This is a genomic window from Bradyrhizobium sp. ERR14, assembly GCF_014198235.1.
Taxonomy (GTDB): Bacteria; Pseudomonadota; Alphaproteobacteria; order Rhizobiales; family Xanthobacteraceae; genus Bradyrhizobium.
The window spans coordinates 62,455-89,251 of record NZ_JACIHD010000007.1; the positions used below are offsets into that span (position 1 = coordinate 62,455).

The 26,797-nt window shown below is 63.0% G+C and carries 24 protein-coding genes and 1 pseudogene; 22 read left to right on the forward strand and 3 right to left on the reverse strand.

The features are described 5' to 3' along the window. Nucleotides 1–12 precede the first annotated feature (12 nt). The 14 genes from GGD62_RS20675 (at nt 13) to GGD62_RS20740 (ending at nt 13,641) form a co-directional block, all read left to right on the forward strand. Nucleotides 13–2,001 carry a conjugal transfer protein TraG gene (locus tag GGD62_RS20675; protein WP_183709905.1) on the forward strand — a complete coding sequence of 663 codons (1,989 nt, stop codon included), beginning with the start codon at nt 13–15 and terminating at the stop codon, nt 1,999–2,001. Between the two features lie 6 nt (nt 2,002–2,007). After that, nucleotides 2,008–2,433, forward strand: a complete 426-nt coding sequence (locus GGD62_RS20680) for a CopG family transcriptional regulator (protein ID WP_183260349.1) — start codon at nt 2,008–2,010, stop codon at nt 2,431–2,433. 134 nt (nt 2,434–2,567) lie between these two features. Further along, nucleotides 2,568–3,896: a nitrate/nitrite transporter gene (locus tag GGD62_RS20685; protein WP_183709907.1), complete on the forward strand. Its 1,329-nt coding sequence runs from the start codon at nt 2,568–2,570 to the stop codon at nt 3,894–3,896. Between the two features lie 229 nt (nt 3,897–4,125). Then, complete coding sequence (gene trbB, locus GGD62_RS20690; RefSeq protein ID WP_183237137.1) at nt 4,126–5,040, forward strand: P-type conjugative transfer ATPase TrbB; 915 nt, start codon at nt 4,126–4,128, stop codon at nt 5,038–5,040. Nucleotide 5,041: 1 nt separating this feature from the next. Continuing rightward, nucleotides 5,042–5,365, forward strand: a complete 324-nt coding sequence (locus GGD62_RS20695; protein ID WP_183710237.1) for a TrbC/VirB2 family protein — start codon at nt 5,042–5,044, stop codon at nt 5,363–5,365. Continuing rightward, complete coding sequence (locus GGD62_RS20700) at nt 5,365–5,628, forward strand: VirB3 family type IV secretion system protein (protein ID WP_183709909.1); 264 nt, start codon at nt 5,365–5,367, stop codon at nt 5,626–5,628. Before GGD62_RS20695 ends, GGD62_RS20700 begins: the two co-directional genes overlap by 1 nt. Nucleotides 5,629–5,638: 10 nt before the next feature. Beyond that, entirely contained in the window at nt 5,639–8,080 is a 2,442-nt protein-coding gene (trbE, locus tag GGD62_RS20705; protein ID WP_183709911.1) for a conjugal transfer protein TrbE, read from the forward strand. Then, nucleotides 8,077–8,805, forward strand: coding sequence for a P-type conjugative transfer protein TrbJ (trbJ, locus tag GGD62_RS20710; protein ID WP_183709913.1), 729 nt, complete (start codon nt 8,077–8,079; stop codon nt 8,803–8,805). Before trbE ends, trbJ begins: the two co-directional genes overlap by 4 nt. After that, nucleotides 8,805–9,173 (forward strand): putative entry exclusion protein TrbK-alt, encoded by a 369-nt coding sequence (gene trbK-alt, locus GGD62_RS20715; RefSeq protein WP_183709915.1) that lies wholly within the window; start codon nt 8,805–8,807, stop codon nt 9,171–9,173. Before trbJ ends, trbK-alt begins: the two co-directional genes overlap by 1 nt. Next, nucleotides 9,170–10,381 carry a P-type conjugative transfer protein TrbL gene (gene trbL, locus GGD62_RS20720; protein ID WP_183709916.1) on the forward strand — a complete coding sequence of 404 codons (1,212 nt, stop codon included), beginning with the start codon at nt 9,170–9,172 and terminating at the stop codon, nt 10,379–10,381. Before trbK-alt ends, trbL begins: the two co-directional genes overlap by 4 nt. A 93-nt stretch (nt 10,382–10,474) precedes the next feature. Then, nucleotides 10,475–11,158, forward strand: coding sequence for a conjugal transfer protein TrbF (gene trbF / locus GGD62_RS20725; protein ID WP_183260363.1), 684 nt, complete (start codon nt 10,475–10,477; stop codon nt 11,156–11,158). Continuing rightward, entirely contained in the window at nt 11,155–12,189 is a 1,035-nt protein-coding gene (trbG, locus tag GGD62_RS20730) for a P-type conjugative transfer protein TrbG (RefSeq protein ID WP_183709917.1), read from the forward strand. Before trbF ends, trbG begins: the two co-directional genes overlap by 4 nt. Further along, complete coding sequence (locus tag GGD62_RS20735; protein ID WP_183709918.1) at nt 12,186–13,394, forward strand: TrbI/VirB10 family protein; 1,209 nt, start codon at nt 12,186–12,188, stop codon at nt 13,392–13,394. Before trbG ends, GGD62_RS20735 begins: the two co-directional genes overlap by 4 nt. Before the next feature lie 4 nt (nt 13,395–13,398). Beyond that, nucleotides 13,399–13,641, forward strand: a complete 243-nt coding sequence (locus GGD62_RS20740; protein WP_179734517.1) for a DUF2274 domain-containing protein — start codon at nt 13,399–13,401, stop codon at nt 13,639–13,641. Nucleotides 13,642–13,828: 187 nt separating this feature from the next. Here GGD62_RS20740 and GGD62_RS20745 read toward each other — a convergent pair whose 3' ends face one another. From GGD62_RS20745 to GGD62_RS20755, 3 genes are all read right to left on the reverse strand, one after another. Beyond that, nucleotides 13,829–14,734, reverse strand: coding sequence for a TauD/TfdA family dioxygenase (locus GGD62_RS20745; protein ID WP_179734515.1), 906 nt, complete (start codon nt 14,732–14,734; stop codon nt 13,829–13,831). A gap of 53 nt (nt 14,735–14,787) precedes the next feature. Continuing rightward, the gene (locus GGD62_RS20750) at nt 14,788–15,237 is read right to left on the reverse strand and encodes a hypothetical protein (protein ID WP_183237008.1); all 450 of its coding nucleotides are present in this window, start codon (nt 15,235–15,237) and stop codon (nt 14,788–14,790) included. Nucleotides 15,238–15,506: 269 nt separating this feature from the next. Further along, on the reverse strand, nt 15,507–16,136 hold the full coding sequence (locus GGD62_RS20755; RefSeq protein WP_179734511.1) for an FMN-binding negative transcriptional regulator: 630 nt from the start codon (nt 16,134–16,136) through the stop codon (nt 15,507–15,509). Between the two features lie 1,320 nt (nt 16,137–17,456). Between GGD62_RS20755 and GGD62_RS20760 the strand changes: the two genes are divergently transcribed. From GGD62_RS20760 to GGD62_RS20795, 8 genes and pseudogenes are all read left to right on the forward strand, one after another. Then, nucleotides 17,457–18,659, forward strand: coding sequence for a cytochrome P450 (locus GGD62_RS20760; RefSeq protein ID WP_183709919.1), 1,203 nt, complete (start codon nt 17,457–17,459; stop codon nt 18,657–18,659). A 95-nt stretch (nt 18,660–18,754) separates the two neighbouring features. Further along, a complete protein-coding gene (locus GGD62_RS20765) occupies nt 18,755–20,353 on the forward strand; it encodes a cytochrome P450 (RefSeq protein WP_179734507.1) in 1,599 nt (532 codons plus the stop codon). Beyond that, on the forward strand, nt 20,340–21,185 hold the full coding sequence (locus GGD62_RS20770) for an SDR family oxidoreductase (protein ID WP_183709920.1): 846 nt from the start codon (nt 20,340–20,342) through the stop codon (nt 21,183–21,185). The genes GGD62_RS20765 and GGD62_RS20770 overlap by 14 nt, the downstream gene beginning before the upstream one ends. Beyond that, entirely contained in the window at nt 21,185–22,528 is a 1,344-nt protein-coding gene (locus GGD62_RS20775; RefSeq protein WP_183709922.1) for a cytochrome P450, read from the forward strand. Before GGD62_RS20770 ends, GGD62_RS20775 begins: the two co-directional genes overlap by 1 nt. Nucleotides 22,529–22,662: 134 nt before the next feature. After that, nucleotides 22,663–23,655, forward strand: coding sequence for a polyprenyl synthetase family protein (locus GGD62_RS20780; protein WP_183260673.1), 993 nt, complete (start codon nt 22,663–22,665; stop codon nt 23,653–23,655). Between the two features lie 232 nt (nt 23,656–23,887). Beyond that, the gene (locus tag GGD62_RS20785) at nt 23,888–25,435 is read left to right on the forward strand and encodes a hypothetical protein (protein ID WP_183709925.1); all 1,548 of its coding nucleotides are present in this window, start codon (nt 23,888–23,890) and stop codon (nt 25,433–25,435) included. Continuing rightward, nucleotides 25,432–26,334 carry a terpene synthase family protein gene (locus GGD62_RS20790; protein ID WP_179734499.1) on the forward strand — a complete coding sequence of 301 codons (903 nt, stop codon included), beginning with the start codon at nt 25,432–25,434 and terminating at the stop codon, nt 26,332–26,334. The genes GGD62_RS20785 and GGD62_RS20790 overlap by 4 nt, the downstream gene beginning before the upstream one ends. Further along, a pseudogene (locus tag GGD62_RS20795) lies at nt 26,321–26,745 on the forward strand (type 2 isopentenyl-diphosphate Delta-isomerase); the annotation flags it as partial. The gene GGD62_RS20790 and the pseudogene GGD62_RS20795, both read left to right, overlap by 14 nt. Between the last annotated feature and the right edge of the window lie 52 nt (nt 26,746–26,797).

Genomic DNA, 26,797 nt, shown 5'->3' on the forward strand with positions numbered 1-26,797 from the left:
AGGACGTTCGGGATGTCCGGAACCAAAATCCTCTGGGGTCAGGTGATCGTTGTTGGCCTGATCGTTTTGCTGGCCATCTGGGGAGCAACCGAGTGGACGGCTTGGCGGCTCGCCTGGCAACCGGAACTTGGGCGGCCCTGGTTCGAGCTATTGGGCTTCAAGGTCTACTATCCGCCAGTCTTCTTTTGGTGGTGGTTCGTCTACGACGCCTATGCACCTCAGGTCTTTGTCGAAGGGGCCTTCATCGCGGCGTCGGGAACCTTTGTTTCGATCGCGGTGGCGATCGGCATGTCGGTGTGGCGGGCGCGTGAAGCCACGAACGTCGCGACCTATGGTTCGGCGCGCTGGGCCGATGCGAGGGAAGCCAGAGCGGCCGGTCTTCTCGGTCCGGATGGCGTGGTGCTGGGCAAGCTCGACCGCGACTACCTCCGCCATGATGGACCGGAGCACGTCTTGTGTTTTGCGCCCACCCGGTCCGGCAAGGGTGTCGGCCTCGTCGTTCCTTCGTTGCTGGCCTGGCCTGGCTCGGCCATCGTTCACGACATTAAGGGCGAGAACTGGCAGCTGACCGCCGGCTTCCGCTCGCGGCATGGACGCGTCCTCTTGTTCGACCCGACCAACCCAAAATCCTCAGCCTACAATCCGCTCCTCGAAGTCCGGCGCGGGGAATGGGAGATTCGCGACGTCCAGAACGTGGCCGATGTCCTGGTCGACCCCGAGGGCTCGCTCGACAAGCGGAACCATTGGGAGAAGACCAGTCATTCCCTCCTGGTCGGCGCCATCCTCCATGTCCTCTATGCCGAGGCGGACAAGACCCTGGCCGGCGTCGCAGCTTTCCTGTCCGATCCGAAGCGGCCGATCGAGGTGACGCTGAAGGCGATGATGACCACTGCGCATCTTGGTGAGCAGGGCGCTCATCCCGTGGTCGCCTCGACCGCGCGCGAACTCCTCAATAAATCCGAGAATGAGCGTTCAGGCGTTCTGTCCACCGCCATGTCGTTCCTTGGGCTTTACCGGGATCCCGTGGTAGCCAAGGTGACCTCCCAGTGCGACTGGCGGATCGCAGATCTGATCGCAGATAGCCGCCCAACGACGCTTTATCTCGTGGTGCCGCCTTCCGACATTTCGCGGACCAAGCCCCTGATCCGTCTGGTGCTGAATCAGATCGGCCGGCGCCTAACCGAGGACTTGCACGCTCGCGACCGCCGGCACCGAGTCCTGATGATGCTCGATGAGTTCCCGGCTCTTGGGCGGCTTGATTTCTTCGAGTCTGCACTCGCTTTCATGGCGGGGTACGGCATCAAGAGTTTCTTGATCGCGCAGTCGCTCAATCAGATCGAGAAGGCCTATGGGCCCAACAACGCCATCCTCGACAATTGCCACGTCCGCGTCAGTTTCGCGACTAACGACGAGCGGACGGCCAAACGCGTGTCCGACGCCTTGGGTACGGCGACCGAGATGCGGGCCATGAAGAACTACGCCGGTCATAGATTGAACCCGTGGCTGGGGCACCTGATGGTCTCGCGTCAGGAGACGGCAAGGCCGCTTCTAACCCCGGGCGAGGTCATGCAGCTTCCGCCGATGGACGAGATCGTCATGGTGGCGGGGACGGCGCCGATCCGGGCGAAGAAGGTCCGCTACTACGAGGATCGGCGATTCACCGAGCGGGTTCTGCCGCCGCCCGATCCGGCGACGGCCCCCCGATCATTGCGAACGGACGGATGGTCAGCGCTCGGAACGCCGATGCCGACGGGAGGTCCAACTGACAAAGCCGCGGAGGCCGGGGAAGACACGGCGAACAGCGGGCTCCGTCGTGAGCCCGAACTCCCCGATCACGTCGCGATCGCCAAGGAGACAACCGAACCGACGCCGGCAGAGGAATTTGCCGCGGTTCTTGACGATGATGAGGATGCGGTCCGCCAGTCGCGACTTATGCGTCAGCAGATGCGCGGTGTCGCCCGTCAAGTCGCCCTAGACCCGAATGACGGTATGGAGCTCTGAGGCGATATGCGCGACCGGATGAACGTCTACTTCCCGCCAGAACTGCTGAAACAGATCTCGGACCTGGCCGATCGCAAGAAACTTTCCCGGTCTGCCATCGTGGAAGCGGCCGTCGCTTCGTTTCTGTCTCCGGACGGTGCGGACAGGCGGGAGGCAGCGTTTACCCGTCGCCTGGATCGGCTGTCGCGTCAGATGCAGAGGCTGGAACGAGACGTGGGTTTGACGGCCGAGACCTTGGCTTTGTTCATTCGTTTCTGGCTGACGATCACGCCGCCGCTACCCAACGATGCGCAGGCGGCCGCGCAAATAAAGGGCAGGGAACGCTTTGAAGGATTTGTCGAGGCGCTGGGGCGCCGTCTGCAAAAGGGGCAAAGTTTTCTCCGCGAAATTCCGGAAGATATCCGCTATCACGAGCCGACCGACGACGCCTGACTGAGCGTCCTGGATACGCTTTTGCGCCGTCCCTTCTTTTTCTACGCCAGTCTACGACCGCAGCAATTCAGCCGATCTGACAAAAAGCTGGACACGCTATCGGCTCGCACGAGCTGAGAGCAAAAGGGGCCAGCATGCAAATCTCAACAGCATGGCGTCGAATCGCGTTCGTTTTTCTCCCTTTTGCTGCCGGATACTATCTTTCGTATCTATTTCGAACGATCAACGCTCTGATCGCCGGTCATCTAAGTTCGGATACCGGGCTTGGGACTGCCGACCTCGGGTTGCTTACGTCGGTCTATTTTCTTGTTTTCGCGGCCGCTCAGATCCCCATCGGGGTATTGCTTGACCGCTTTGGCCCGCGGCGCGTCCAAAGTGTTCTGCTCTTGCTCGCAGCTGCGGGCGCTGGGCTGTTCGCGGTATCGACCAGCTTCCTGTCACTTTTGATCGCGCGCGCAATGATCGGGCTCGGCGTGGCCGCGGCACTGACGGCAGGACTGAAGTCCATCATCCTTTGGTTCCCCAGGGAACGAGTTACCTTGCTGAACGGCTACATGATCATGCTGGGATCGCTAGGAGCGGTGACCGCTACGACTCCCGTCGAACACCTGCTCGCTTGGATGGGCTGGCGGCCGCTCTTTGAGATCCTGGCAGCTGCTACGGGTGTGACGGCCATTCTCATCTATGTCGTCGTGCCTGAACGACCCATTGTCCCATCAACCGCGCACGCAACCCTTGGCTCCGTTTTCGGCGATCGGCGCTTCTGGCGAATCGCACCGTTGTCGGCGACTTGCATTGGATCAGCCTGGTCTCTGCAAGGTTTGTGGGCATCGCCATGGCTGACAGACGTCGAGGGGCTTGATCGCGCAGGTTTGGTCCGACAGCTTCTTACGATGTCGATCGTCTTGAGCTGCGGTGCCTGGTTCTTCGGTACGACGGTCCATTACATCAAACGGAGGGGAATCGGGACGGAGACGATTCTAGTGATGGTATCAGTTCTGTTTGTCGCAGCTGAGTTGGCCTTGATCTTGCGAGCGCCTCTGCCGTCCATTGTGCTCTGGTCCGTTGTCGCCATTGTCGGAACGGCAACTGTGGCCAGCTTCGCGGTGATAGCGGATTACTTTCCGCCTGAGCTAGCTGGTCGCGCCAATGGCGCCCTAAACGTCCTGCACTTCGGTTGGGCATTTTTGGCTCAATTCGGGACTGGCCTGATCCTGGAGCAATGGTCTGCGAATGGTGGCCATAGGCCCGTCCAAGCCTATCAAGTCGCGTTCGGTCTCAACGTAGCACTTCAGATCGCGGCGCTGCTCTGGTTCGCGCTGCCTTGGGCCGGATACCTAGCTTCGCGGATGAGGCCGATTCCGTTCTTGGTGCCGGCTGATGTTTTCGATCTTGTCGTTTCGGTAAGCTCGTATGAGGATTCGCTCATCCTCCTTCCCGCGGATGACGATGCGGAGTGGTGAGTGGTAGCTCGCCGAGTACAATACGGTTGAGTAGGCCTCAAACATCAGTTCTCAGTCTTTCTTTTTCTACGCTAGTCTACGATCACTGAAGCCGCTTGTTGCGCCAAGTCCGTCGGTGCCTTTTCTAATCATCCCCATATGAGGACGCTCGTTGGACGTCCTCATTCGGTGGGGGCGAACGGTGGCAATCCATTCCATTCAATCGGAAGCGAGTTCGCGCGGCGCGCGAATGCTGCGCAGCGCGCTTGGCTCTGCGATTGCCGGCTACCTCGAAGACGAAGCGATCATCGAGGTGATGCTCAATCCGGATGGGCGGTTGTGGATCGATCGGTTGTCGAATGGCCTGATCGACACAGGCGAAACTCTGTCGGCGGCGGACGGCGAGCGCATTGTTCGTCTGGTAGCGCACCACGTAGGTGCGGAGGTGCATGCCGGCTCGCCGCGGGTCTCGGCCGAATTGCCCGGGACCGGCGAGCGATTCGAAGGTCTCTTGCCTCCGGTCGTTGCGGCACCGGCCTTTGCGATCCGCAAGCCCGCTGTCGCTGTGTTCACGCTCGATGACTACGTCGGCAGGGGGATCATGACCTCGGAGCAGGCCAAGTTCCTGCAGAACGCGGTCGCCGCACGGAAGAACATTCTGGTCGCCGGTGGGACATCGACCGGCAAGACAACATTGACGAATGCGCTCCTGGCCGAGGTGGCAAAGAGCTCCGATCGGGTCGTGCTGATCGAAGATACGCGTGAGCTTCAGTGCAAGGCGCCCAATCTAGTGGCTTTGCGGACCAAAGATGGTGTGGCCACGCTATCGGATCTCGTTCGCTCCTCGCTGCGACTGCGTCCTGACCGCATTCCGGTCGGCGAAGTTCGTGGTGCCGAAGCACTCGATCTGCTCAAGGCATGGGGCACAGGCCATCCCGGCGGCATCGGCACGATTCATGCGGGTAGCGCGCTCGGTGCGCTGCGGCGGCTCGAGCAACTCATCCAGGAAGCCGTCATCACGGTTCCCCGCGCCCTGATCGCCGAGACCATCGACCTCGTCGCTGTCCTCGCGGGTCGCGGCGCTGACCGTCGTCTCGCTGAGCTCGCCATCGTCACCGGGCTCGGGGCCGCCGGTGATTACAACCTTTCATCAGCAGGAGACTGACATGCGTCAGAAATTTCGCTTTCTTCGAGGTGCATCGTTGGCCGCCTTCGGCGCGGTGCTTTTGTCGTCGGCACCGGCGTGGGCGGCTGGCTCGAACATGCCGTGGGAGCAGCCACTCAATCAGATATTGCAGTCGGTTGAAGGTCCGGTCGCCAAGATCATCGCCGTCATCATCATCGTCGTGACCGGGCTCACGCTCGCGTTCGGGGACTCGTCAGGTGGTTTCCGCAGGCTGATCCAGATCGTGTTCGGTCTGTCGATCGCATTTGCCGCCTCAAGCTTCTTCCTGTCGTTCTTCTCCTTCGGCGGCGGCGTGGTGATCTGATGGATGATCAGGTCACAGGCTTTATCGTGCCCGTCCACCGCGCGCTCACTGAGCCAATCCTGATGGGCGGCGCGCCGCGATCCGTCGCGATCGTGAACGGAACGCTTGCCGCGGCCCTTGGACTTGGATTGCGGCTCTGGATCGCGGGTCTCGTCCTCTGGTTCATCGGCCACATGGCCGCCGTCTGGGCCGCCAAACGCGATCCCGCCTTTGTCGATGTGGTGCGCCGGCATCTGCGCATTCCCGGTCATCTCAATCTCTGAGTTCTCGGTCATGATGAACCTTGCCGAATATCGTCATTCCAACGCGCGTCTGGCCGACTTCCTGCCCTGGGCAGCCCTCGTTGACGAGGGAATCATCCTGAACAAGGACGGCTCGTTCCAGCGGACGGCAAAGTTTCGGGGGCCTGACCTCGACAGCGCGGTGCCGGCCGAACTCGTCGGCGTCGCCGGCCGTCTGAACAACGCACTTCGTCGCCTGGGATCCGGCTGGGCCGCCTTCGTTGAGGCGCAGCGTCATTCTGCGGGCGCTTATCCGCCCAACAGCTTTCCGGATGTCGCGTCTGCGCTGGTCGACGCCGAACGCCGTGCGCAATTCGAGGAGGCTGGTGCCCACTATGAGTCCAGCTATTTCCTGACCGTCCTCTTCCTGCCCCCGGAAGAGGGCGCTGCCCGGGCAGAGCGGTTGCTCTATGAGGGCCGGGATCGAACAGTCGGAGCAGACGCGCGCGAGGCGCTCCGCGGGTTTGTCGATCAAACCAACCGTGTGCTGCAGCTATTTGAAGGGTTCATGCCCGAATGCGCCTGGCTCGATGATCAGGACACGCTGACCTACCTGCACTCGACGATCTCGACCAAGCGTCATCGGGTTCGCGTGCCCGAAATTCCTATGTACATCGATGCGCTGTTGGCGGACCAGCCGCTGACCGGCGGGCTTGAGCCGATGCTGGGGGCAGCCAACCTGCGGGTTCTGACGATTGTCGGCTTTCCGGGCGCGACGACCCCGGGAATTCTGGATGATCTGAATCGCCTGCCATTCTCTTATCGTTGGTCGACCCGAGCGATCATGCTCGACAAGACCGATGCCACCAAGCTGCTGACCAAGATTCGTCGGCAGTGGTTTGCTAAGCGAAAGTCTATTGGCGCCATCCTCAAGGAGGTCATGACGAACGAGGCGTCGACGCTGCTCGATACCGACGCTCACAACAAAGCGCTTGATGCCGACGCGGCGTTGCAGGAGCTGGGGTCCGATCAGATCGGACAGGCCTTTGTCACGGCAACCGTTACCGTCTGGGATCGCGATCCCAGTGCTGCCGATGAAAAACTGAGGCTGGTCGAGAAGGTCATCCAGGGCCGCGATTTCACCTGCATGATCGAGACGGTGAACGCCGTTGAAGCCTGGCTCGGCAGTTTGCCGGGGCACGTCTACGCCAACGTGCGGCAGCCGCCGATCTCAACTCTCAACCTCGCCCATATGATTCCGATGTCGGCCGTGTGGGCGGGCGAGGCGAGGGACCTCCACTTTAAGGGGCCCCCGCTTCTGTTCGGTAAGACCGAGGGATCAACGCCGTTCCGATTCTCGCTCCACGTCGGTGACGTCGGCCATACCCTTGTGGTGGGACCGACAGGCGCCGGCAAGTCAGTGCTGCTCGCGCTGATGGCGCTACAGTTCAGGCGTTATCCGAACTCTCAGGTCTTTGCGTTTGACTTCGGTGGCTCGATCCGGGCGGCCGCCCTTGCCATGGGCGGTGACTGGCATGATCTCGGCGGCGCATTGTCCGACGGAGGTGAACAACCCGTCGCCCTGCAGCCGCTGGCCTGGATCGATGATCCTTCCGAACGCGGATGGGCCACGGAATGGATTTGCGCAATCCTTGCTCGGGAAAAGGTCGAGATCACCCCAGAGGTCAAGGATCATCTGTGGTCGGCGCTGACATCTCTCGCTTCGGCGCCGAGGGAGGAACGGACCATCACGGGCCTGTCCGTCCTGCTTCAATCGAACCCGCTGAAACGCGCCTTGCAACCCTATTGCCTCGGCGGTCCGTCCGGGCGCCTGCTCGATGCCGAATTCGAGCGCCTCGGCGAGGCCTCAGTCCAGGCGTTTGAGACCGAAGGTTTGATCGGAACGAGTGCAGCGCCGGCCGTGCTCGCGTACCTCTTCCATCGTATTGGGGACCACCTCGACGGCCGGCCGACACTCCTGATTGTCGATGAAGGTTGGCTTGCCCTCGACGACGAGGATTTTGCGGGGCAACTCCGGGAATGGTTGAAGACGCTTCGGAAGAAGAACGCGTCCGTCATCTTCGCCACCCAGTCGCTCTCGGACATCGATGGATCCGCGATCGCGCCCGCGATCATCGAAAGCTGCCCAACGCGATTGTTGCTGCCGAACGAACGGGCGATCGAACCGCAGATCACTGCCATCTACCGCCGCTTCGGCCTCAATGACCGCCAGATCGAGCTTCTGAGCCGGGCCACGCCAAAGCGCGACTACTACTGCCAGTCTCGTCGCGGCAACCGGATGTTCGAACTTGGTCTTGGTGAGGTTGCGCTCGCATTCACCGCAGCCTCTTCCAAGACAGACCAGGCTGCCATCACGCAGCTCATCGCCGAACATGGACCCGACGGCTTCGTGCCTGCCTGGCTCCAGCACCGTGGCGTCGCCTGGGCGACAGATCTGATCCCGAATCTCGTCAATCTGGAGAAATCGCTATGAGACCTCTTGGCCTGTTGGCGACCACGGCCGCCTTCGCGCTGTTGCTTGGCGTTACGCTGCCCGCACGGGCGCTGATCGTCTTTGATCCCACCAACTACGTCCAGAATGTTCTGACGGCCGCGCGGGAGCTCCAACAGATTAATAATCAGATCACCTCGTTGCAGAACGAGGCACAGATGCTGATCAATCAGGCAAGGAATCTGGCAAACCTGCCGTATTCATCATTGCAGCAACTGCAATCTTCGATCCAGCGCACCCAGCAATTGCTGGCCCAGGCCCAGCGCATTGCATACGACGTGCAGCAGATCGATCGTGCCTTCTCGACCAGCTACGGGCCGGCGACCGGCAGCCAGTCGAACCAGTTGCTGATCTCCAACGCTCAATCGCGCTGGCAAAATACTTACTCGGCAACGCAGGACGCGCTTCGCGTCCAGGCCGGCATCGTTGGCAACCTCGACACCAATCGTATCCTGACGTCCGCACTCGTAACTTCGAGCCAGAGTGCCAGTGGCGCCTTGCAGGCTACTCAGGCCGGCAACCAGATCCTCGCGCTTCAAGCGCAACAACTTGCCGATCTCACAGCGGCCGCGGCGGCGCAGGGCAGGGCGCAGAGCCTCGAAGCGGCTCAGCGCGCCTCGGGTCAGGATCAGGGGCGAGAGCAGCTCAGGCGTTTCCTGACACCAGGACAGGGCTATCAATCCTCCAATGTGCAGATGTTCCACTGATGACCGACGTAAGAGCATTCAAGGCGCTGTCGCTGCTTACGACAATCGTCCTAGTGGCCGTCGCGGCCTGCACGATTCAGCTGCGTGGCCGAGACGAATCTGGGGCGGCGCCGAAGGCGGAGCAGAGGACCGATGCCGCCAACGCCGACCTTGTACACTGCCGGGGCGTCACTCCGGAGGAGACGGTAGGCTATCGCCACTGCCAGCAGATTTGGGCTGAAAACCGGCGTCGCTTCCTTGGCAAGAAGGACAGCGCCACAGCTTCCGGACGCGATGACGCAACCAGCTCGATACCTGTCCCAAAGGATCAAAGCCGGATTCCGCAGGGATATCCAAACCTGATGTCACCTGAGGCGAACAAGCCATGAAGGGTACGGGGATCATTGACCAGTTCCTGGAAACGTTCACGCGCTATATCGACAACGGCTTCGGGCTGCTCGGTAGCGACGTTGGGTATCTCGCAGCGACGCTTGCCGCAATCGACATCACGCTTGCTGCGTTGTTTTGGAGTTGGGGGCCGGACGAAGACATCATCGCGCGCCTCGTCAAGAAGACACTCTTCGTGGGGGTCTTCGCCTACCTCATCGGCAACTGGAATAGCCTCGCGCGCATCGTCTTCGAGAGCTTTGCCGGTCTCGGGCTGAAAGCATCGGGTGCAGGCCTGTCCGCTGCAGATTTCCTGAGACCTGGAAAGATCGCTCAAGTCGGACTCGACGCCGGCCGGTCGCTGCTCGATTCGATCTCCAACCTGATGGGCTACATCAGCTTCTTCGAAAACTTCGTGCAGATCGTCGTTCTCCTGTTCGCATGGGTCGTGGTGCTACTCGCCTTCTTCATTCTGGCGATCCAGCTCTTTGTCACCCTGATCGAGTTCAAGCTCACGACGCTGGCCGGCTTCGTGCTCATTCCGTTTGGCTTGTTTGGCAAGACCACCTTCGCGGCAGAGCGGGTCCTGGGCAACGTCATATCGTCCGGAATCAAGGTCTTGGTGCTGGCCGTCATTGTCGGGATTGGATCGACCCTGTTCTCGCAGTTCACCGCTGGCTTTGGCGGCAATCAGCCAACCATCGAAGACGCGATGACACTGGTGCTTGCGGCGCTCTCCTTGCTTGGCCTCGGTATCTTCGGTCCGGGTATCGCAAACGGCCTGGTATCGGGCGGACCCCAGCTCGGCGCGGGTGCCGCGATTGGAACAGGCCTTGCTGCCGGCGGCATTGTTGCGGCAGGCGCAGGTGTCGCCGCCGGCAGCGCTGGTCTCGCTGGCGGCGCGATTGCAGGCGCCGCGCGCGGTGGCGGCGCTGTCATAAGCGGAGCATCGGTCGCCTATCGAAGCGGCGGCCTTGCTGGCGTCGCGGAGGCTGGCGCTTCGGCGAGTCCTTTGCGTCGAGCAGCGGCTGCCTTCGGGGGTGGGAAAGCGGGCGAGCAACCCTCGGCCGAAGGGCAGCCTGATTGGGCGCGCCGCATGAAGCGTGCTCAGACCATTCGGCATAGTGCCTCGGCTGCTGGCCACGCCGTCCGCTCGGGCGATCATGGTGGCAGCGGCTCCTCCGTCGATTTGTCCGAAGGAGAGCGCTGAGACGCACCACTGCACCTCGGCCGCATAGCAGAGCCTCAAACCCTTCCATCGCACGACTTGAAACCGATCGCTCGATACCAGGGGCAACCATCGATGTTTAAACGAAATTCCGTTCATTACGGGCGCATGCCCGAACCGGTCACACCGTATCAGAAAGCAGCGCAGGTCTGGGACGAACGCATTGGATCAGCGCGCCTGCAAGCCAAGAACTGGCGCCTGATGGCGTTCGGCTCCATGATGCTTTCAGCCGGTCTCGCAGGTAGCCTTGTCTGGCAATCGAACCAAGGCTCGATCACGCCTTGGGTCGTCGAAGTCGATCATCTCGGCCAAGCTCAAAGGGTTGCGCCGGCAAACATCGATTATCAACCTACTGACGCTCAGATCGCCTACCATCTGGCGCGATTTATCGAAGATGTCAGAGGCCTGCCCGCGGACGGCATTGTTCTGCGCCAGAATTGGCTCCGGGCCTATGATTTTACGACTGATCGCGGCGCCGCTGTGCTCAACGACTACGCGCGTAACAATGACCCCTTTGCCAAGCTGGGCAAGGCGCAAATCTCCGTGGACGTATCGAGCGTCATTCGCGCGTCGCCGGAAAGCTTTCGCGTCGCGTGGACCCAGCGCGTCTACGACAACGGCTCGCTGAGTTCGACCGAGCGCTGGACTGCGATTCTCTCGATCGTGATCGAGACACCCCGCGATGCCGAACGCCTGCGCAAGAATCCACTTGGCGTCTACGTCCGCGCCATCAACTGGTCAAAGGAGTTGGGTCAGTGACCAAGACGCCGTCTGACGTTCATTCGATACGTTCCCTCCCGCAAAGCAGGCTCAATTCGCCTCGGTCCGAGTTCGTGGGCTCAAAGCGAGCGCTTCTGTCCGTGCTCTTGCTCTGTTCATCGGCGCTCGGCGGGTGCGCGACTTATATACCGCCGGAGATCAGCTATGACGCTGAGATTCCTCCGCTGCCGGCGACGCCAGTGGCTCTCGACGACAGATCGCGACCGCTTCACGTTCCGCCTCTCTGGAAGCCGGCTCTGGGCGGCAAGTCGGGAGGGAAGGAAGACGCTGAGCCCGTGAGCCGGGTTGAGACCGCAAACAGCGCAGCCCGGGTCGAACCGCGCAAGCGGGGGTATTTCAACGCAGCGCAGATTTACGCCTACAGTCCTGGAGCACTCTATCAGGTTTACGCCGCACCGGGGCAGATCACGGATATCGCGCTCGAGGAGGGAGAGCAGTTGACGGGATCAGGGCCGGTCGCGGCCGGAGATACCGTTCGCTGGGTCGTAGGCGATACTGAGAGCGGGAACGGCGACACGCGACGCGTCCACATCCTGGTCAAGCCGACCCGCGCGTCCATCGAGACCAACCTAGTCGTCAATACCGACCGGCGCACCTACCTTATCGAACTCCGCTCCCGGGAGCGGCCATACATGCCGTCTGTTGCCTGGTACTATCCGGAAGCAGCACGCGAAGGATCCCGTTCAGTCGCTCTGAAACCCGTTCTTCCGGATCCGGCGCAGCGTATCTCCCGCTACGCCATCGAAGGGGACAGTCCTCCGTGGCGGCCGCTCGGCGCATATGACGATGGCCGTAAGGTCTATGTCGAATTCCCGCAGGGCATTGTGCAGGGCGAGATGCCTCCACTCTTTGTGATTGGCCCAGACGGCAAAACCGAACTCGTCAACTACCGCGCCTACGGCAGTGTGCTGATCGTGGATCGGCTCTTTGCAGCCGCCGAACTCCGGCTCGGCGGTGAGCACCAGCAGAAGGTCAGGATTGTCAGGACGGACGGGAGGCCGTCGTCATGAACAGCGGGAATGGAAACGATCACGAGCAATCTGTCCCGCCGGCGACACAAGAGGACAGGTCCGGGAGCTTCCGCCTGAGAGCGGAGCATCCGCGCGTGACACGATTGTCGCGGAGGGTCCTGGCCGGCGGCAGCGCGGTTGCCCTGCTTGTCATCGGCGGAGCGGTGCTATGGTCGCTACAGAACAATCGATCCCGAAACCAGGTGGCCGATGAGCTTTACAGTACCGACCATCACAATGTTGCCGACGGCATTACGACCCTGCCGAAGGATTATGCTGGCGTTCCACGCCAATCAGTTCCGCAGCTAGGTCCACCGCTTCCCGGCGACCTCGGTCGACCGATCCTTGCCGCTCAAGGCCAGTTGCCGACGAGCGGCGCTGATCCAGACCAGCAGCGGAGGGACCAGGAGACCGAAGCAGCTCGCATCAGTCATCTGTTCGCTTCGACCAATGGACGAGAATTGCGTCCGTCCGCCGCTGCTGCTGGCAGCGAGCGCGTCGTGCCGCCGAACGCAACGAGCACCGGCGACGATGGATCTGCGCAAAACGGTCAGGACCGCAAGCTTGCCTTCGTGAACGCCTCTGTGGATCGTCGTACTGTAAGTCCTGACCGTATCACGAGGCCAGCTTCACCATATGTCGTGCAGGCTGGAACGGTCATTCCGGGAGCTCTGATCACCGGGATCCGATCAGACCTTCCAGGCCAGGTCACAGCGCAGGTAACCGAGAACGTCTATGACACGCCGACCGGCCGTTTTCTGCTTGTGCCTCAGGGAGCGCGTCTAATTGGTATGTACGATAGTCAGGTCACCTTCGGCCAGTCCCGTGTCCTGCTCGTCTGGACACGGCTGATCATGCCGAATGGACGTTCAATCGTTCTCGAGCGGCAGCCTGGCGCTGACACCGCAGGATACGCCGGCCTCGAAGACCAGGTCGACAATCACTGGGGCGAGCTGTTTAAGGCTGCGGCACTATCGACGTTTCTGGCGGTCGGTACCGAACTAGGGGCAGGTTCGGACACAAATAGCAACGACAGCGCGATCATCCAGTCATTGCGACACGGCGCCTCCGACTCACTAAATCAAACTGGACAGCAGGTGGTTCGACGCAGTCTCAACATCCAGCCTACTTTGACCGTACGACCGGGCTTCCCTGTTCGTGTTCTTGTCAATCGTGACCTCATACTTACGCCGTATAGAGGCTGACAACATGCCAAGACTCAAAATAGGAGAGCTTCCAGACGAAAAGCCCGTCAAAGTGAGTACGGAGTTGCCTGCGGCCGTGCATCGTGATCTCATTGCATATGCAGAAGCGCTTAAGCGTCAGGGTGGTCAAGTGGTCGATCCGACTAAACTCATCGCCCCCATGTTGGCGCGCTTTATGGCCACAGATCGAGGATTTTCTAAACTGAAACGTCAAGGCCACGTTCCTGCCGCTGAGGAAGGACAGTGACGCTCAAGGTTTTCCGAAGCGGTTGGTTGACGCTAAAATAGTTGCGTAGATCAAACCTGGGCGCTGCCGAGTTGGCGCTAAGAGCTGAGATATCGTGTCGGAAAGTGTGTTCCCGCGTCTGCCGAAACAACTCCGATTACCAGGTTTTCTCATTTTCAGACGCGAGAGCGTTGGCGTCGACGTGCAATTATTTGGTCACCTTCAGCCGCGTTACACTGCTTCGGCCACCGACGCTGACAGGCACGTCGCCCTCGATCGTAGCCCGACGTACGACGCGATGCTGGTCCCCGTAATCGTTGACTGCGTAATGCTGCGTTGCGCGGTTATCCCATATCGCAATATCGCCCTCTAACCAGTTCCAGCGCACAGTGTTTTCGGGCGCGGTGATGTGAGACTGGAGCAGATCGAACAGCTTTTGTCCGTCGTATTTGGGGATCCCAACAAAGTGCTTCACCAAGGCGCCGAGCACTAACGTCCGCTCGCCTGTTTCGGGATGGACGCGTACGACGGGATGCTCGGTCTCAAAAACCGTTCTGGTGAACACCTCGTCAAAGTGTTTCTTGTCGACCTCGCGGACACGCGCGATCCCGGCGTAATCGAAGACGTTGCTGTGAACGGCCCACAGGCCCTCGGCAAGCCTTTGTAGCGGCGGCGGCAAACCAAGATAAGCGGCAGCTGTGTTCGACCACAGGGTGTCGCCTCCGAACGTTGGCATTACAACGGCCCGCAGCACCAAAATCTTAGGATAGGCGTCGGCGAAGGTTCCATCCGCATGCCAAACGTCGGCGCGACCGCCGCCGCGCGTGGAGTCCAGTTCGAGCAGCGACGCCATCCCCTTGGTAGCACCGAGCATCGGATGTGGCACTACCTTTCCGAGACGAGCGGCAAAGCGCTCCTGCTCGGCGTCATTGAGATGTCCTTGATTGCGGAAGAAGATCACCTTGTGCTCGAGCAATAGGCTGTTGATCGCGGCGATCGTGTGATCCGGTAGTTCGCCTGATAGCTTGACATTTTTGACTTCCGCACCGATGCGCGCTGCACGTTTCACAACATCGGTGCTCGGAATGACGCCAATTAAAGCGTTTGTGCTCATCTTGCTTTTCCAAGCCCTTGCAGTTCTTCCTCGCCCATTGGAGCAGATCATCTTCAGCAAGCATCGTGCCAAGCGGAAGACAAACATGTACTCGACAATGGGCAGCGATCGAATGGTGGCATTTGGCGCGAGTACTCGAACTGAGCCAGTGGTTGGGCCGAGTGACGAAAGAACTCGATCACCGACTCACCCCTTCGAATGTCGATTAGCGATGGACAGCAGGAGCGCGCCTCGTAGGTGTCGTGAAAAATGGCGCCATCCTTGCCATGCATGAGCTCGATTTCATTTTTCGACATATCCAGGTTGCGGAAAAGAATGGAGAAAGGGAGCTCAAACTCCTCTCGAAACCTATCCATATTGATGATCGCGCGGCTGAAGCCGCTCAACATAGCTTTGACGGTTTGCAACACCGCACTGGCGTCATCGAGTATTGTGCGACAATGGCGAATCTCATGCGTGAACCTGGGGCACGTCATCGTGCGGTAATCAATTTGTTTCAGCAATGGCCATCCCAGGCGGTGCCGGGAAAGTCACAAAGCCGAATGGGCTTTCGAAAGTCTCAACGCTTACTATGTGCGTTGTTCTGGGCCTGACACGAGATTGGGCCTCTGTCAGGATACTGACAAGTGCAACCAGTGCGGCAAGCCCGACTGTTCCGTTCGTGAATTTCGCGAGGTAATTGATGGCCCAACCGCTGAAGTCTGTGAGAGCTGTAGATGTAAGATCGCCCTCCGTCGAGCGGCGCTGTTGGCGGGTCATGGACATCATCGTCTCAGTCCTGAACCAAGATAAGAGCTGCAACTTCCTGGTCCCGTGCCAGTTTGCTCGCTGCCAGTCCGGCGGCGATACCAATGCGATCAGGCGCGGGGCGGTTTTGGCTCATTTTGCGTTTGCCTTCGACCGTGGTGATCCGGATGCGCACGCCGACGATTTCACGCAACTGGGCGGCGATGAAATCCGCGGGAGCATCGCTGACGGCCCAGGGCGTCGCACGTGACGTCTCATGGATATTCGTCAGACGCGTTACAATCTCAAGCAGGCGAGTGGGATCCTCGAAGAACTCAATCGGCCCATGGGCGTGGACCGCGATGTAGTTCCATGTCGGCACCACACGTTCAGCTTGTCGCTTGCTGGGAAACCAGGATGGCGTCACGTAAGCCTCTGCGCCAGTAAAGATCGCCAGAGCTTCTCCGATCGGGGCCGTGCGCCATTGCGGATTGCCCTTCGCCAGGTGCCCGTACAGCGCACCGTGTTCGCCTTCGCGCTCATCGAGGAAGAGCGGAAGAGGCGTCGCAATTGGCCCATCTGATGTCGCTGTGACCAGGTTGGCCAATCGGGCGCAGCGGATTGTTGCTCGAATGTTCTCGATGTCGTCGTCTCGAAAGTGGAGTGGTATGTACATGGAGGTTCTCCGCTGGCGGTCGTCGAGATAAACCCAAGTCAATAGGCTAGAAAACTGCCAATCTTAGTCGTTCCCGTAGAGGTTCTCCGCTTCCTCTTTTGACGTGACGATTTCGAAGTTACCTGGGACCCGGCGATTTCACTCAGCCGCTTCAATCCGTCGAGCTGCTGTTGGGTTGGTGTTTCCGTAGCTATTCTCCTGCGGGCTGAGCTAGGCATTCATGGACCTTTAGAGATCTCACCCCGGCGGTGCCTGTATGAGGCGATCCGGCAGCTCTCCTTACGCGCACCGAGTCGCGTTTGGCGATCTAGTCGTTGATCTCGGCAATGTCGCGGCCGACCTCAAAAGCCGTCTTCATCGTTTCGATGAACGCCGCCGATGGGTACAAGTCGGAGGTGATCGTAACGAACCCATGTAAAACACCAAGATTCTCGTCTACATGGTGGTCGCCCTCGCCCGTGTGCAATCGCCGAGGAGATTGTCGACGATTTTCCATCGCTGACGCGCGATCAGGTTGAGGCCGCGGCCGAACAGGCCAAGGCGTATCCCGAGCGAGAGTGCCTGTCCCCCTGAGTCTGTATCGGGTGCTGGCGAGCTAGCCGACCTTGGGTTCGATGACGAAGCCGTACGGGCGAGGTTGCGCCGCGCCGGATTCCGTGACCGCGTATTTGATCGACGAGAATGTGCTTCGCGAATTTGGCGTACGTGGCAACGTGAACGTGCGCGAGTGGCTTGCAACGCGCTCCTGGATCAAAGCGCGCTCATACTGCGCGAGCGCGCCGCACCTGGAACAGGAATTCGCCCGGGCGCGTCGTGGTGTCCAGGTTCTCGTTCAGGGAGCGGAACGCCACTCGATTGTCCGAGCGAGCTCACGATCGCGATCAGGTGCGACAGCGAGCGCCCGCGCCAAGCCGGTGCGGTCATCCTTCGCCCGAGGCGTGATCCTCGAACAGGGGAGGGGATCAATGCTGGCGGCGAGCAGCGCATCGCGCTGCAGTCGTGTTCTGACGGTCGGAGTCCGGTCGACACGCGCATGTAGCCAACCAACATAGGCGGATACCCATCGAAATAGGTTTCGTATGGTAGCGCGTGGCGAGAGAGTTTTCCGCATATTTTTTGAACCACCAGGCGTTTAGCTCACGGGGGCTACTACAAGATTCGGTAGATGGCTAAAGCCGACTTGAGGCCCTAGGATTCGGCCGCCTTCCCCGCCGATCATCATCGACGAACAGAAGTAAACGCAAGCGCACGTGAAGCCGCTGCCCGCAGCGCCTCCGGGCAGCTTCCGCCCTTTCATCGCTTAGAGAGTGAAGTGCCACCGTGTCCGAACAACCCCTACCGACGCTGCCGATGTGGCGCGTCGATCACATTGAGCCCTCGCCCGAGATGTTGGCGATACGCGCCAACGGTCCGATCCACCGCGTGCGTTTCCCGTCAGGGCACGAAGGCTGGTGGGTGACTGGCTACGACGAGGCCAAGGCGGCGCTGTCCGACGCAGCGTTCCGGCCGGCGGGAATGCCGCCGACGGCGTTCACCCCGGATTCGGTAATTCTCGGTTCGCCGGGGTGGCTGGTCTCGCACGAGGGGGGCGAGCATGCCCGGTTACGCAGGCTCGTGGCGCCGGCCTTCAGCAGCCGCAGGGTGAAGCTGCTGGCGCCGCATGTCGAGGCGATCGCTGCGCAGTTGTTCGACAACCTGGCGGCCCAGCGCCAGCCCGCCGACTTGCGGCGCCACCTCTCCTTTCCGCTTCCGGCCATGGTCATCAGCGCGCTGATGGGCGTGCTCTACGAGGATCACGCCTTTTTCGCCCGGCTGTCCGATGAGGTGATGACGCACCAGCATGAAAGCGGCCCGCGCAGCGCATCGCGCTTGGCCTGGGAAGAACTGCGCGCCTACATTCGCTGCAAGATGCGGGACAAGCGCCAGGATCCGGGCGACAACCTGCTGACGGATCTGCTCGCGGCGGTCGACCAGCGCGAGGCGACCGAGGAAGAAGCGATCGGCCTGGCGGCCGGCATGCTGGTGGCGGGGCACGAGAGCACCGTCGCGCAGATCGAATGCGGCCTGCTGGCCATGTTCCGCCATCCGCAACAGCGCGAACGCTTGGTCGGCGATCCGTCCCTGGTGGACAAGGCGGTGGAGGAAATCCTTCGCATGTACCCGCCGGGCGCGGGCTGGGACGGCATCATGCGCTATCCGAGGACCGACGTGACCGTCGCGGGCGTGCATATTCCCGCGGAGAGCAAGGTGCTCATCGGCCTGCCGGCAACGTCGTTCGATCCGCGCCATTTCGACGACCCGGAAATCTTCGACATCGGACGCCAGGAAAAGCCGCACCTGGCGTTCTCCTACGGGCCGCACGCCTGCATCGGCGGGCCGCTGGCCAGGCTGGAACTCAAGGCGGTGTTCGGTTCGATCTTCCAGCGCTTTCCCGCGCTGCGCCTGGCCGTGGCGCCCGAAAAACTGAAGTTGCGCAAGGAGATCATCACTGGCGGGTTCGAGGAGTTCCCGGTGCTCTGGTGAGGTGCGGACGCCGCTGGGGGATCGCGATCGTCTCCGCGATTTGCCGGCGCGCCTGCCGCGCACCGGTCAGATCAGCCAGCCAACAGGTAACCAAGATGGACGTGCAAGAAACAACGGCAGCATGCCGGGACGCCTTCGCCGAACTGGCGTCGCCGGCGTGCATCCACGACCCGTATCCGTTCATGCGGTGGTTGCGCGAGCACGATCCGGTGCATCGCGCGGCGTCGGGCCTCTTTCTGTTGACCCGCCACACCGACATCTACTGGGCGCTCAAGGCCACGGGCGACGCGTTTCGGGGACCGGCGCCAGGCGAACTGGCGCGCTATTTTCCGCATGCGGCGACCAGCCTGTCGCTCGATCTGCTGGCCTCCACGCTAGCGATGAAGGACCCACCAACGCATACGCGTCTGCGTCGGCTGATCTCGCGCGATTTCACCATGCGCCAGATCGACAATCTGCGGCCGAGCATCGTGCGCATCGTCGCGGCACGCCTTGACGGCATGGCACCCGCGCTGGAGCGCGGGGAGGCCGTGGACCTGCATCGGGAATTCGCGCTGGCCTTGCCCATGCTGGTCTTCGCCGAACTGTTTGGCATGCCCCAGGACGACATGTTCGGGCTCGCCGCCGGCATCGGCGCCATTCTGGAAGGCCTGAGCCCGCACGCCAGCGATCCCGAGCTCGCCGCAGCGGACGCGGCCAGTGCCAGAGTGAAGGCCTACTTCGGCGATCTCATACTGCGCAAGCGCACCGATGCCCGCCACGACATTGTGTCAATGCTGGTCGGCGCACACGACGATGATGCCGACACGCTGTCGGACGCGGAGTTGATCAGCATGTTGTGGGGCATGCTGCTGGGCGGCTTCGCCACTACGGCTGCGACCATCGACCATGCGGTCCTGGCGATGCTTGCGTATCCCGAACAGCGGCACTGGCTGCAGGGAGACGCCATGGAGGTGAAGGCATTCGTCGAAGAAGTCCTGCGCTGCGACGCACCCGCAATGTTCAGCTCCATTCCGCGTATCGCCCAGCGCGACATCGAATTGGGCGGCGTGGTGATCCCGAAGAACGCGGACGTGCGCGTGCTGATCGCGTCCGGCAATCGCGACCCCGACGCCTTCGCCGATCCCGACCGCTTCGATCCCGCGCGGTTCTACGGCACCAGTCCTGGCATGTCGACCGACGGGAAGATCATGCTGAGCTTCGGCCACGGCATCCACTTCTGCCTCGGTGCGCAACTGGCCCGGGTACAGTTGGCCGAGAGCTTGCCGCGGATTCAGGCGCGCTTCCCCACCCTGGTATTGGCCGAGCAGCCGACCCGGGAGCCCTCCGCGTTCCTTAGGACGTTCCGCGCGCTGCCGGTGCGGCTGCGTGCGCAGAGGGCTGAGATGTGCGTCGTGGTCGACCAGGATCTGTGCGGGACCAGCGGGCAGTGCGTGCTGACGCTACCGGGCACCTTTCGCCAGCGCAAACCGGACGGCGTGGCCGAAGTGTGCGGGGCGACAGTCCCGCAGGCGCTGCACGCCGCCGTGCGGCTCGCGGCCAGGCAGTGTCCGGTCGCCGCCATCCGGGTCATCGAAAGCGAAGCTAGCGATGACGAGCGCGCCAGCGCCGACAGTGCGCCTTCTCAGGCGGAGGCGGAGCGGCATGCCGCGAGAGACCAACGCAATCCAGGAGGACACCATGGGACGGTTTGAGGGCAAGGTGGCCGTGGTGACCGGCGCCGGGGCCGGTATCGGCAAGGCATGCGCCCTCGCCATCGCGCGCGAGGGCGGCAGAGTGGTGGTCGCCGACATCGATGGCTCGGCGGCCATGGCCTGCACCGCGCAAATCGCGGCCGAGGCGGGCCACGCGCTGACCCTGGCCATCGACATCGCCGAGGCGCAGGCGGTGGCAGCGCTGTTCGAGACGGCGGAGCGGCACTTCAGTGCGGTCGACCTGCTCGTGAACAACGCGGGCGCCATGCATCTGACTCCGCGCGACCGCGCGATCCTCGACCTGGACCTGGCGGTCTGGGATCAGACCATGGCAACCAATCTGCGCGGCACGTTGCTCTGCTGCCGGCAGGCCATCCCACGGATGATCGCCCGCGGCGGTGGCGCGATCGTCAACATGTCGTCGTGCCAGGGGCTCAGCGGTGACACCGCGCTGACGTCCTACGCCAGCTCGAAGGCGGCGATGAACATGCTATCGGCCTCGGTCGCCACCCAGTACGGTCATGCGCAGATCCGCTGCAACGCGGTTGCGCCGGGTCTCATCATGACCGAGCGTCTCCTCGCCAAGCTGGACGAGTGCATGCAACGGCATCTGCGCCGGCACCAGCTCCTGCCGCGCGTCGGCCGCCCCGAGGACGTGGCCGCGCTGGTGGCGTTCCTGCTCTCCGACGATGCAGCGTTCATCACCGGCCAGGTCGTGTGCATCGACGGCGGCATGCTGGCGCATGTGCCGACGTACGCCGACGGTGGCAACAGCCGCGCCGCGCGGCCTTCCGGCGAGACCGCCGAAGCGGCCGCGTCGGCGCGATGCTAATGGGCATGCTGCTCAACCCGCTGAACCGTCGGCATCGGCTGCGGTACGACATCCCGGTCGTGCCCGGCGCTTTCCCCTTGGTCGGGCATCTTCCCGCCGTCGTCTGCGACCTGCCGCGCCTGCTGCGGCGCGCGGAACGGACGCTGGGCAGCCAGTTCTGGCTGGACTTCGGCCCTGCCGGACACATGGTGACCAGTCTGGATCCGGATGCGTTCGCACTGCTCCGGCACAAGGACGTGTCCTCAGCGCTGATCGAAGAGATCGCGCCCGAATTGTTTGGCGGAACGTTGGTCGCCCAGGATGGCGGCGCGCACCGGCAGGCGCGCGATGCGATCCAGGCGGCGTTCCTGCCTATGGGGCTGACCCAGGCCGGCATCGGCGAGCTGTTCGCGCCCGTCATCCGGGCGCGGGTGCAGAGGTGGCGCGACCGCGGCGACATAACCATCCTGCGCGAAACCGGCGATCTGATGCTCAAGCTCATCTTCAGCCTCATGGGAATCCCCGCGCAGGACCTGCCGGAATGGCATCGCAAGTACCGGCAACTGCTGCAGTTGATCGTCGCGCCCCCGGTCGACCTGCCCGGACTGCCTTTGCGGCGCGGCCGCTCCGCCCGCGACTGGATCGATGCGCGGTTGCGCGAGTTCGTCCGCGATGCGCGTGAACATGCCGCGCGCACCGGGTTGATCAACGACATGGTGAGCGCCTTCGATTGCAGCGACGATGCGCTCGCCGATGAGGTCCTGGTCGCCAATATCCGCTTGCTGCTGCTTGGTGGCCACGACACCACCGCCTCAACGATGGCCTGGATGGTGATCGAGCTGGCGCGGCAGCCTGGGCTGTGGGACGCCCTGGTCGAGGAGGCGCAACGCGTGGGCGCGGTGCCGACCCGGCACGCGGACCTGGCGCAGTGTCCGGTCGCCGAGGCGCTGTTCCGCGAGACGCTGCGCGTGCATCCACCGACGCCGCTCCTGGTGCGTCGCGCACTTGGTGAATTGCGACTCGGCCAACGGCGCATTCCTGCGGGCACCGATCTGTGCATCCCGCTGCTTCATTTCTCCACCTCGGCGCTGCTGCACGACGCGCCTGATCAGTTTCGCCTGGCGCGGTGGTTGCAACGCACCGAGCCGATCCGGCCGGCGGACATGCTGCAGTTCGGTACCGGCCCACACGTCTGCATCGGCTACCACCTGGCATGGCTGGAACTGGTGCAGTTCTGCATCGCCTTGGCGCTGACCATGCACGAGGCCGGGGCGCGGCCGCGGTTGCTGAGCGGCGTCGAAAGAGGCCAGCGCTATTACCCGACCGCACATCCGTCCATGACTATCCGCATCGGATTCTCCTGAGCTGGCATCGCATGCCCCTGTGACGAGGCAGCGGCGCCGGCGACGCGCGGCATTGCTGCACTCGGCCCGCGCGCACGGTGCGACGCCGACAACACCGCGGCGGCTCGCCTGTCGGGGACAAGGACATGAAGAACATGCAGACCGGTTCCACGCCACAGAACGACAGAACTGGTGATTCCGCGCTGGGCGAATTGGGCGCTCAGGCGCGCGGCGCATCCGGCGGGCTGCTGCCCGAGATCTGGATGCAGGACGGCGCAAAGCGGGTCGAACACGTGCTGGCGCGTCTTCTCCGCGCCGAACATGAGGCCGAGCTGATGGCGGCGATGCGCTACGCCACCTTGCATGGCGGGAAGCGCAACCGCGCCTTGCTCTGTCTGGCTGCCGGCGCACTGGCCGACACGCCGGCGCACATGCTTGACGACGTGGGCGCCGCCATCGAGATGATGCACGCCTGTACCCTGGTCCACGACGATCTGCCCGCGATGGACGACGACGTGCTTCGCCGCGGCCTTCCGACCGTGCACGTCAAGTTCGGCGAAGCTACTGCGATCCTGGTCGGCGATGCGCTGCAGGCGCACGCCTTCCTGACCTTGGCGAGCCTGGATGCGCCGGGCGACAACCGTATCGCGCTCGTGCGCGAACTGGCACAGGCAGTGTCAGCCGAGGGTGCCGCAGGCGGGCAGGCCATGGATCTGTCGCTGGTTGGAAAGCACGTCGAGCTGGACAAGATCGTGGAGATGCACCGGATGAAGAGCGGAGCGTTAGTGCGCGCGTCCGTTCGCATGGGCGCGCTATGCGTTATCGCGGAGGATGCCGCGCACGCTGCGCTGTACTGTGCGCTCGATCACTACAGCGCCTGTTTCGGCTTGGCGTTGCAGGTGATCGACGACATTCTCGACGTGACAGCGGATACCGCAACGCTGGGCAAGACCCCCGGCAAGGACGCGGCGGCGCAGAAGCCGACCTGCGCGTCGATCATGGGAGTGCAGGCAGCACGTCAGTTCGCGCTGGATCTGTTGCGCGATGCCGGGGAGGCCATCGCGCCGCTGGGGCCGCGTACGGAACGGTTGGCGCAACTCCTACAGCGGGCCAACGCGTATCTGTTCAGGCACGCGCCATGCGCATGAGCGCGCCGGTGTCACCCTGTGCCGCTGCGATGAGTCCGCGGCGTTTATTGCAGCGGTTGCCTGCCGCGGCGCACTGTGCGCAAGCCTATGCGGCGGACCGGCGCCAGCATCGGGTCGCCGCGCCGAAGCACGGTGGCCGTCCGGCGCTGCCTATGCGACGGGCCTGCGGCGGCATGCGCGGCGTCTGCCCAATTTTGGTTCTCGTCGACCGTGTGCAAAAGGAACATCCCGCGTGAACGCGCTGTCCGAACAGATCCTTTCCGACTTGCGCGGCCTGCTGAGCGAAATGAGCGATGGCGGCAGCGTCGGTCCGTCTGTCTACGACACGGCGCAAGCGCTGCGCTTCCACGGCAACGTCGCCGGTCGGCAGGACGCATACGCGTGGCTCATCGCGCAGCAACAGGCCGACGGCGGATGGGGAAGCGCGGACTTCCCGCTGTTCCGCCATGCGCCCACGTGGGCTGCGTTACTGGCATTGCAGCGTGATCCTGTTCCTGGTGCTGCCGACGCGGTCCAAGCTGCAACGCGGTTCCTCCAGCGCCAACCCGATCCCTACGCGCATGCGGTGCCGGAAGACGCGCCCATCGGCGCGGAGCTGATCCTGCCACAATTTTGCGGTGAGGCCGCATCCTTGCTGGGTGGCTTAGCGCTTCCGCGCCATCCAGCGCTGTTGCCGTTGCGTCAAGCGCGCCTGGTCAAGCTAGGGGCGGTGGCGATGTTGCCGAGCGGCCATCCGTTGCTGCACTCCTGGGAAGCCTGGGGGACGTCGCCGACCACCGCATGCCCGGATGACGACGGCAGCATCGGCATCAGTCCGGCGGCCACTGCCGCCTGGCGTGCGCATGCCATGACACGGGGGCGCACGCCGCAGATATGGCGCGTCGACGCGTATCTGGAGATGGCATCACGGGCGACGCGCAGCGGCATCGAAGGTGTCGTCCCCAACGTCTGGCCGATCAATGTGTTCGAGCCATGTTGGTCGCTGTACATCCTGCATCTGGCCGGGCTGTTCGCGCATCCCGCGCTCGCCGAGGCGGTCCGCGTGATCGTCGCGCAGCTCGACGCCCGTCTGGGCGTGCGCGGCCTGGGCCCCGCCTTGCACTTCGCGGCCGATGCGGACGACACCGCCGTTGCGTTGTGCGTCCTTCACCTTGCAGGCCGCGCCCCGGCGGTCGATGCGTTGCGCAGTTTCGAAATCGGCGAGCTGTTCGTCACCTTCCCCGGCGAGCGCAATGCCTCGGTGTCGACCAACATCCATGCCCTGCATGCGTTGCGACTCTTGGGAAAGCCCGCCGCGGGCACCAGCGCGTACGTCGAGGCCAATCGCAACCCGCACGGTCTATGGGACAACGAAAAATGGCACGTTTCGTGGCTGTATCCCACCGCGCATGCGGTCGCTGCGCTGGCGCAAGGCAAGCCCCAGTGGCGCGACGAGCGTGCGCTGTCGGCGCTGCTGCAGGCGCAGCGTGACGACGGCGGCTGGGGCGCCGGTCGCGCGTCCACGTTCGAGGAAACCGCTTATGCGCTGTTCGCGTTACACGTGATGGACTGGAGCGAAGAGGCGACAGAGCGCCGGCGCATCGCGCAGGTGGTGGCGCGTGCGCTGGAGTGGATGCTCGCCCGCCATGCGGCGCATGCATTGCCGCAGACGCCGCTGTGGATCGGCAAGGAACTGTATTGCCCCACTCGGGTCGTGCGCGTGGCCGAACTCGCCGGGTTGTGGCTGGCGCATCGTTGGGGGCGGCGCGTCCTGGCCGAGGGAGCAGGAGCGGCGCCGTGATCCAGACCGAACGCGCGCTGCAGCAGGTGCTGGAGTGGGGGCGTTCCCTGACCGGGTTCGCCGACGATCATGCCGTGGAAGCGGTCAGGGGCGGCCAGTACATCCTGCAGCGCATCCACCCGAGCCTGCGCGACACCAGCGCCCGCACCGGTCGCGATCCGCAGGACGAAACGCTGATCGTGGCGTTCTATCGCGAACTGGCGCTGCTGTTCTGGCTCGACGATTGCAACGACCTTGGCCTGATCGCGCCGGAGCAGGTCGCCGCGGTGGAACAGGCGCTGGGGCAGGGCGAGCCGTGCGCGCTCCCCGGATTCGAGGGCTGCGCTGTGCTGCGTGCCTCCCTGGCCGCGCTCGCCTACGATCGTCGCGACTATGCTCAGCTTCTCGAGGATACCCGGTGCTACTGCGCGGCGCTGCGCGCCGGACACGCGCAGGCGGCAGGGGCGGAACGCTGGTCCTACGCCGAGTACCTGCACAACGGCATCGATTCGATCGCCTACGCGAACGTGTTCTGTTGCCTGTCGTTGCTGTGGGGGCTGGACATGGCGACCTTGCGCGCGCGTCCGGCCTTTCGCCAGGTCCTGCGGCTCATCTCCGCGATAGGGCGCCTGCAGAACGATCTGCATGGACGCGACAAGGACAGGTGGGCCGGCGAGGCCGACAACGCGGCGATCCTGCTGCTGCAGCGCTATCCAGCTATGCCTGTGGTAGAGTTCCTCAACGACGAGCTGGCCGGCTATACGCGCATGCTGCACCGGGTGATGGCGGAAGAACGCTTTCCGGCGCCGTGGGGACCGTTGATCGAGGCCATGGCGGCCATCCGCGCGCAGTACTACCAGACCTCGGCCAGCCGCTACCGCAGCGACCCTGCGGGGGGAGGCCAGCATGCGCCGGCCTGAACGCGCGGGAGGCGGCGGCGTGCGCGCTGCCGCGGTCCGATCCGACGCAACGCCGTCGCCCGATGGGATGGAGCGAGCAGGAGCGACACCGCCCTGGGCCGGCGCAAGGAGTGCTGGATCGGCGAGTGGCCCCGGCCACGGTCGCAGCCGGCTGGGAGCACTGCGCATTGCCCGGGTGGACCTGACGCAAATCGACCTGCGCGCCTCGCTGCTGGGCAAGACCATGCGCCCGCCGCTGCTGATCAGCTCCATGACCGGCGGCATGCCACGCGCTGAGGCCATCAACCGGCATCTGAGCGAGGCAGCGCAAGCCTTGGGATCGCCATGGGCGTCGGTTCGCAGCGCGTGAGCTTGCAATCCCGCAACTCCCAGGGGTTAACGCGCACGCTGCGCCGCCTGGCCCCAGACGTGCAACAGCCTTCGCAGCCGTTGGGCGAGGACTATACCCGCACGCGAGCCGCGC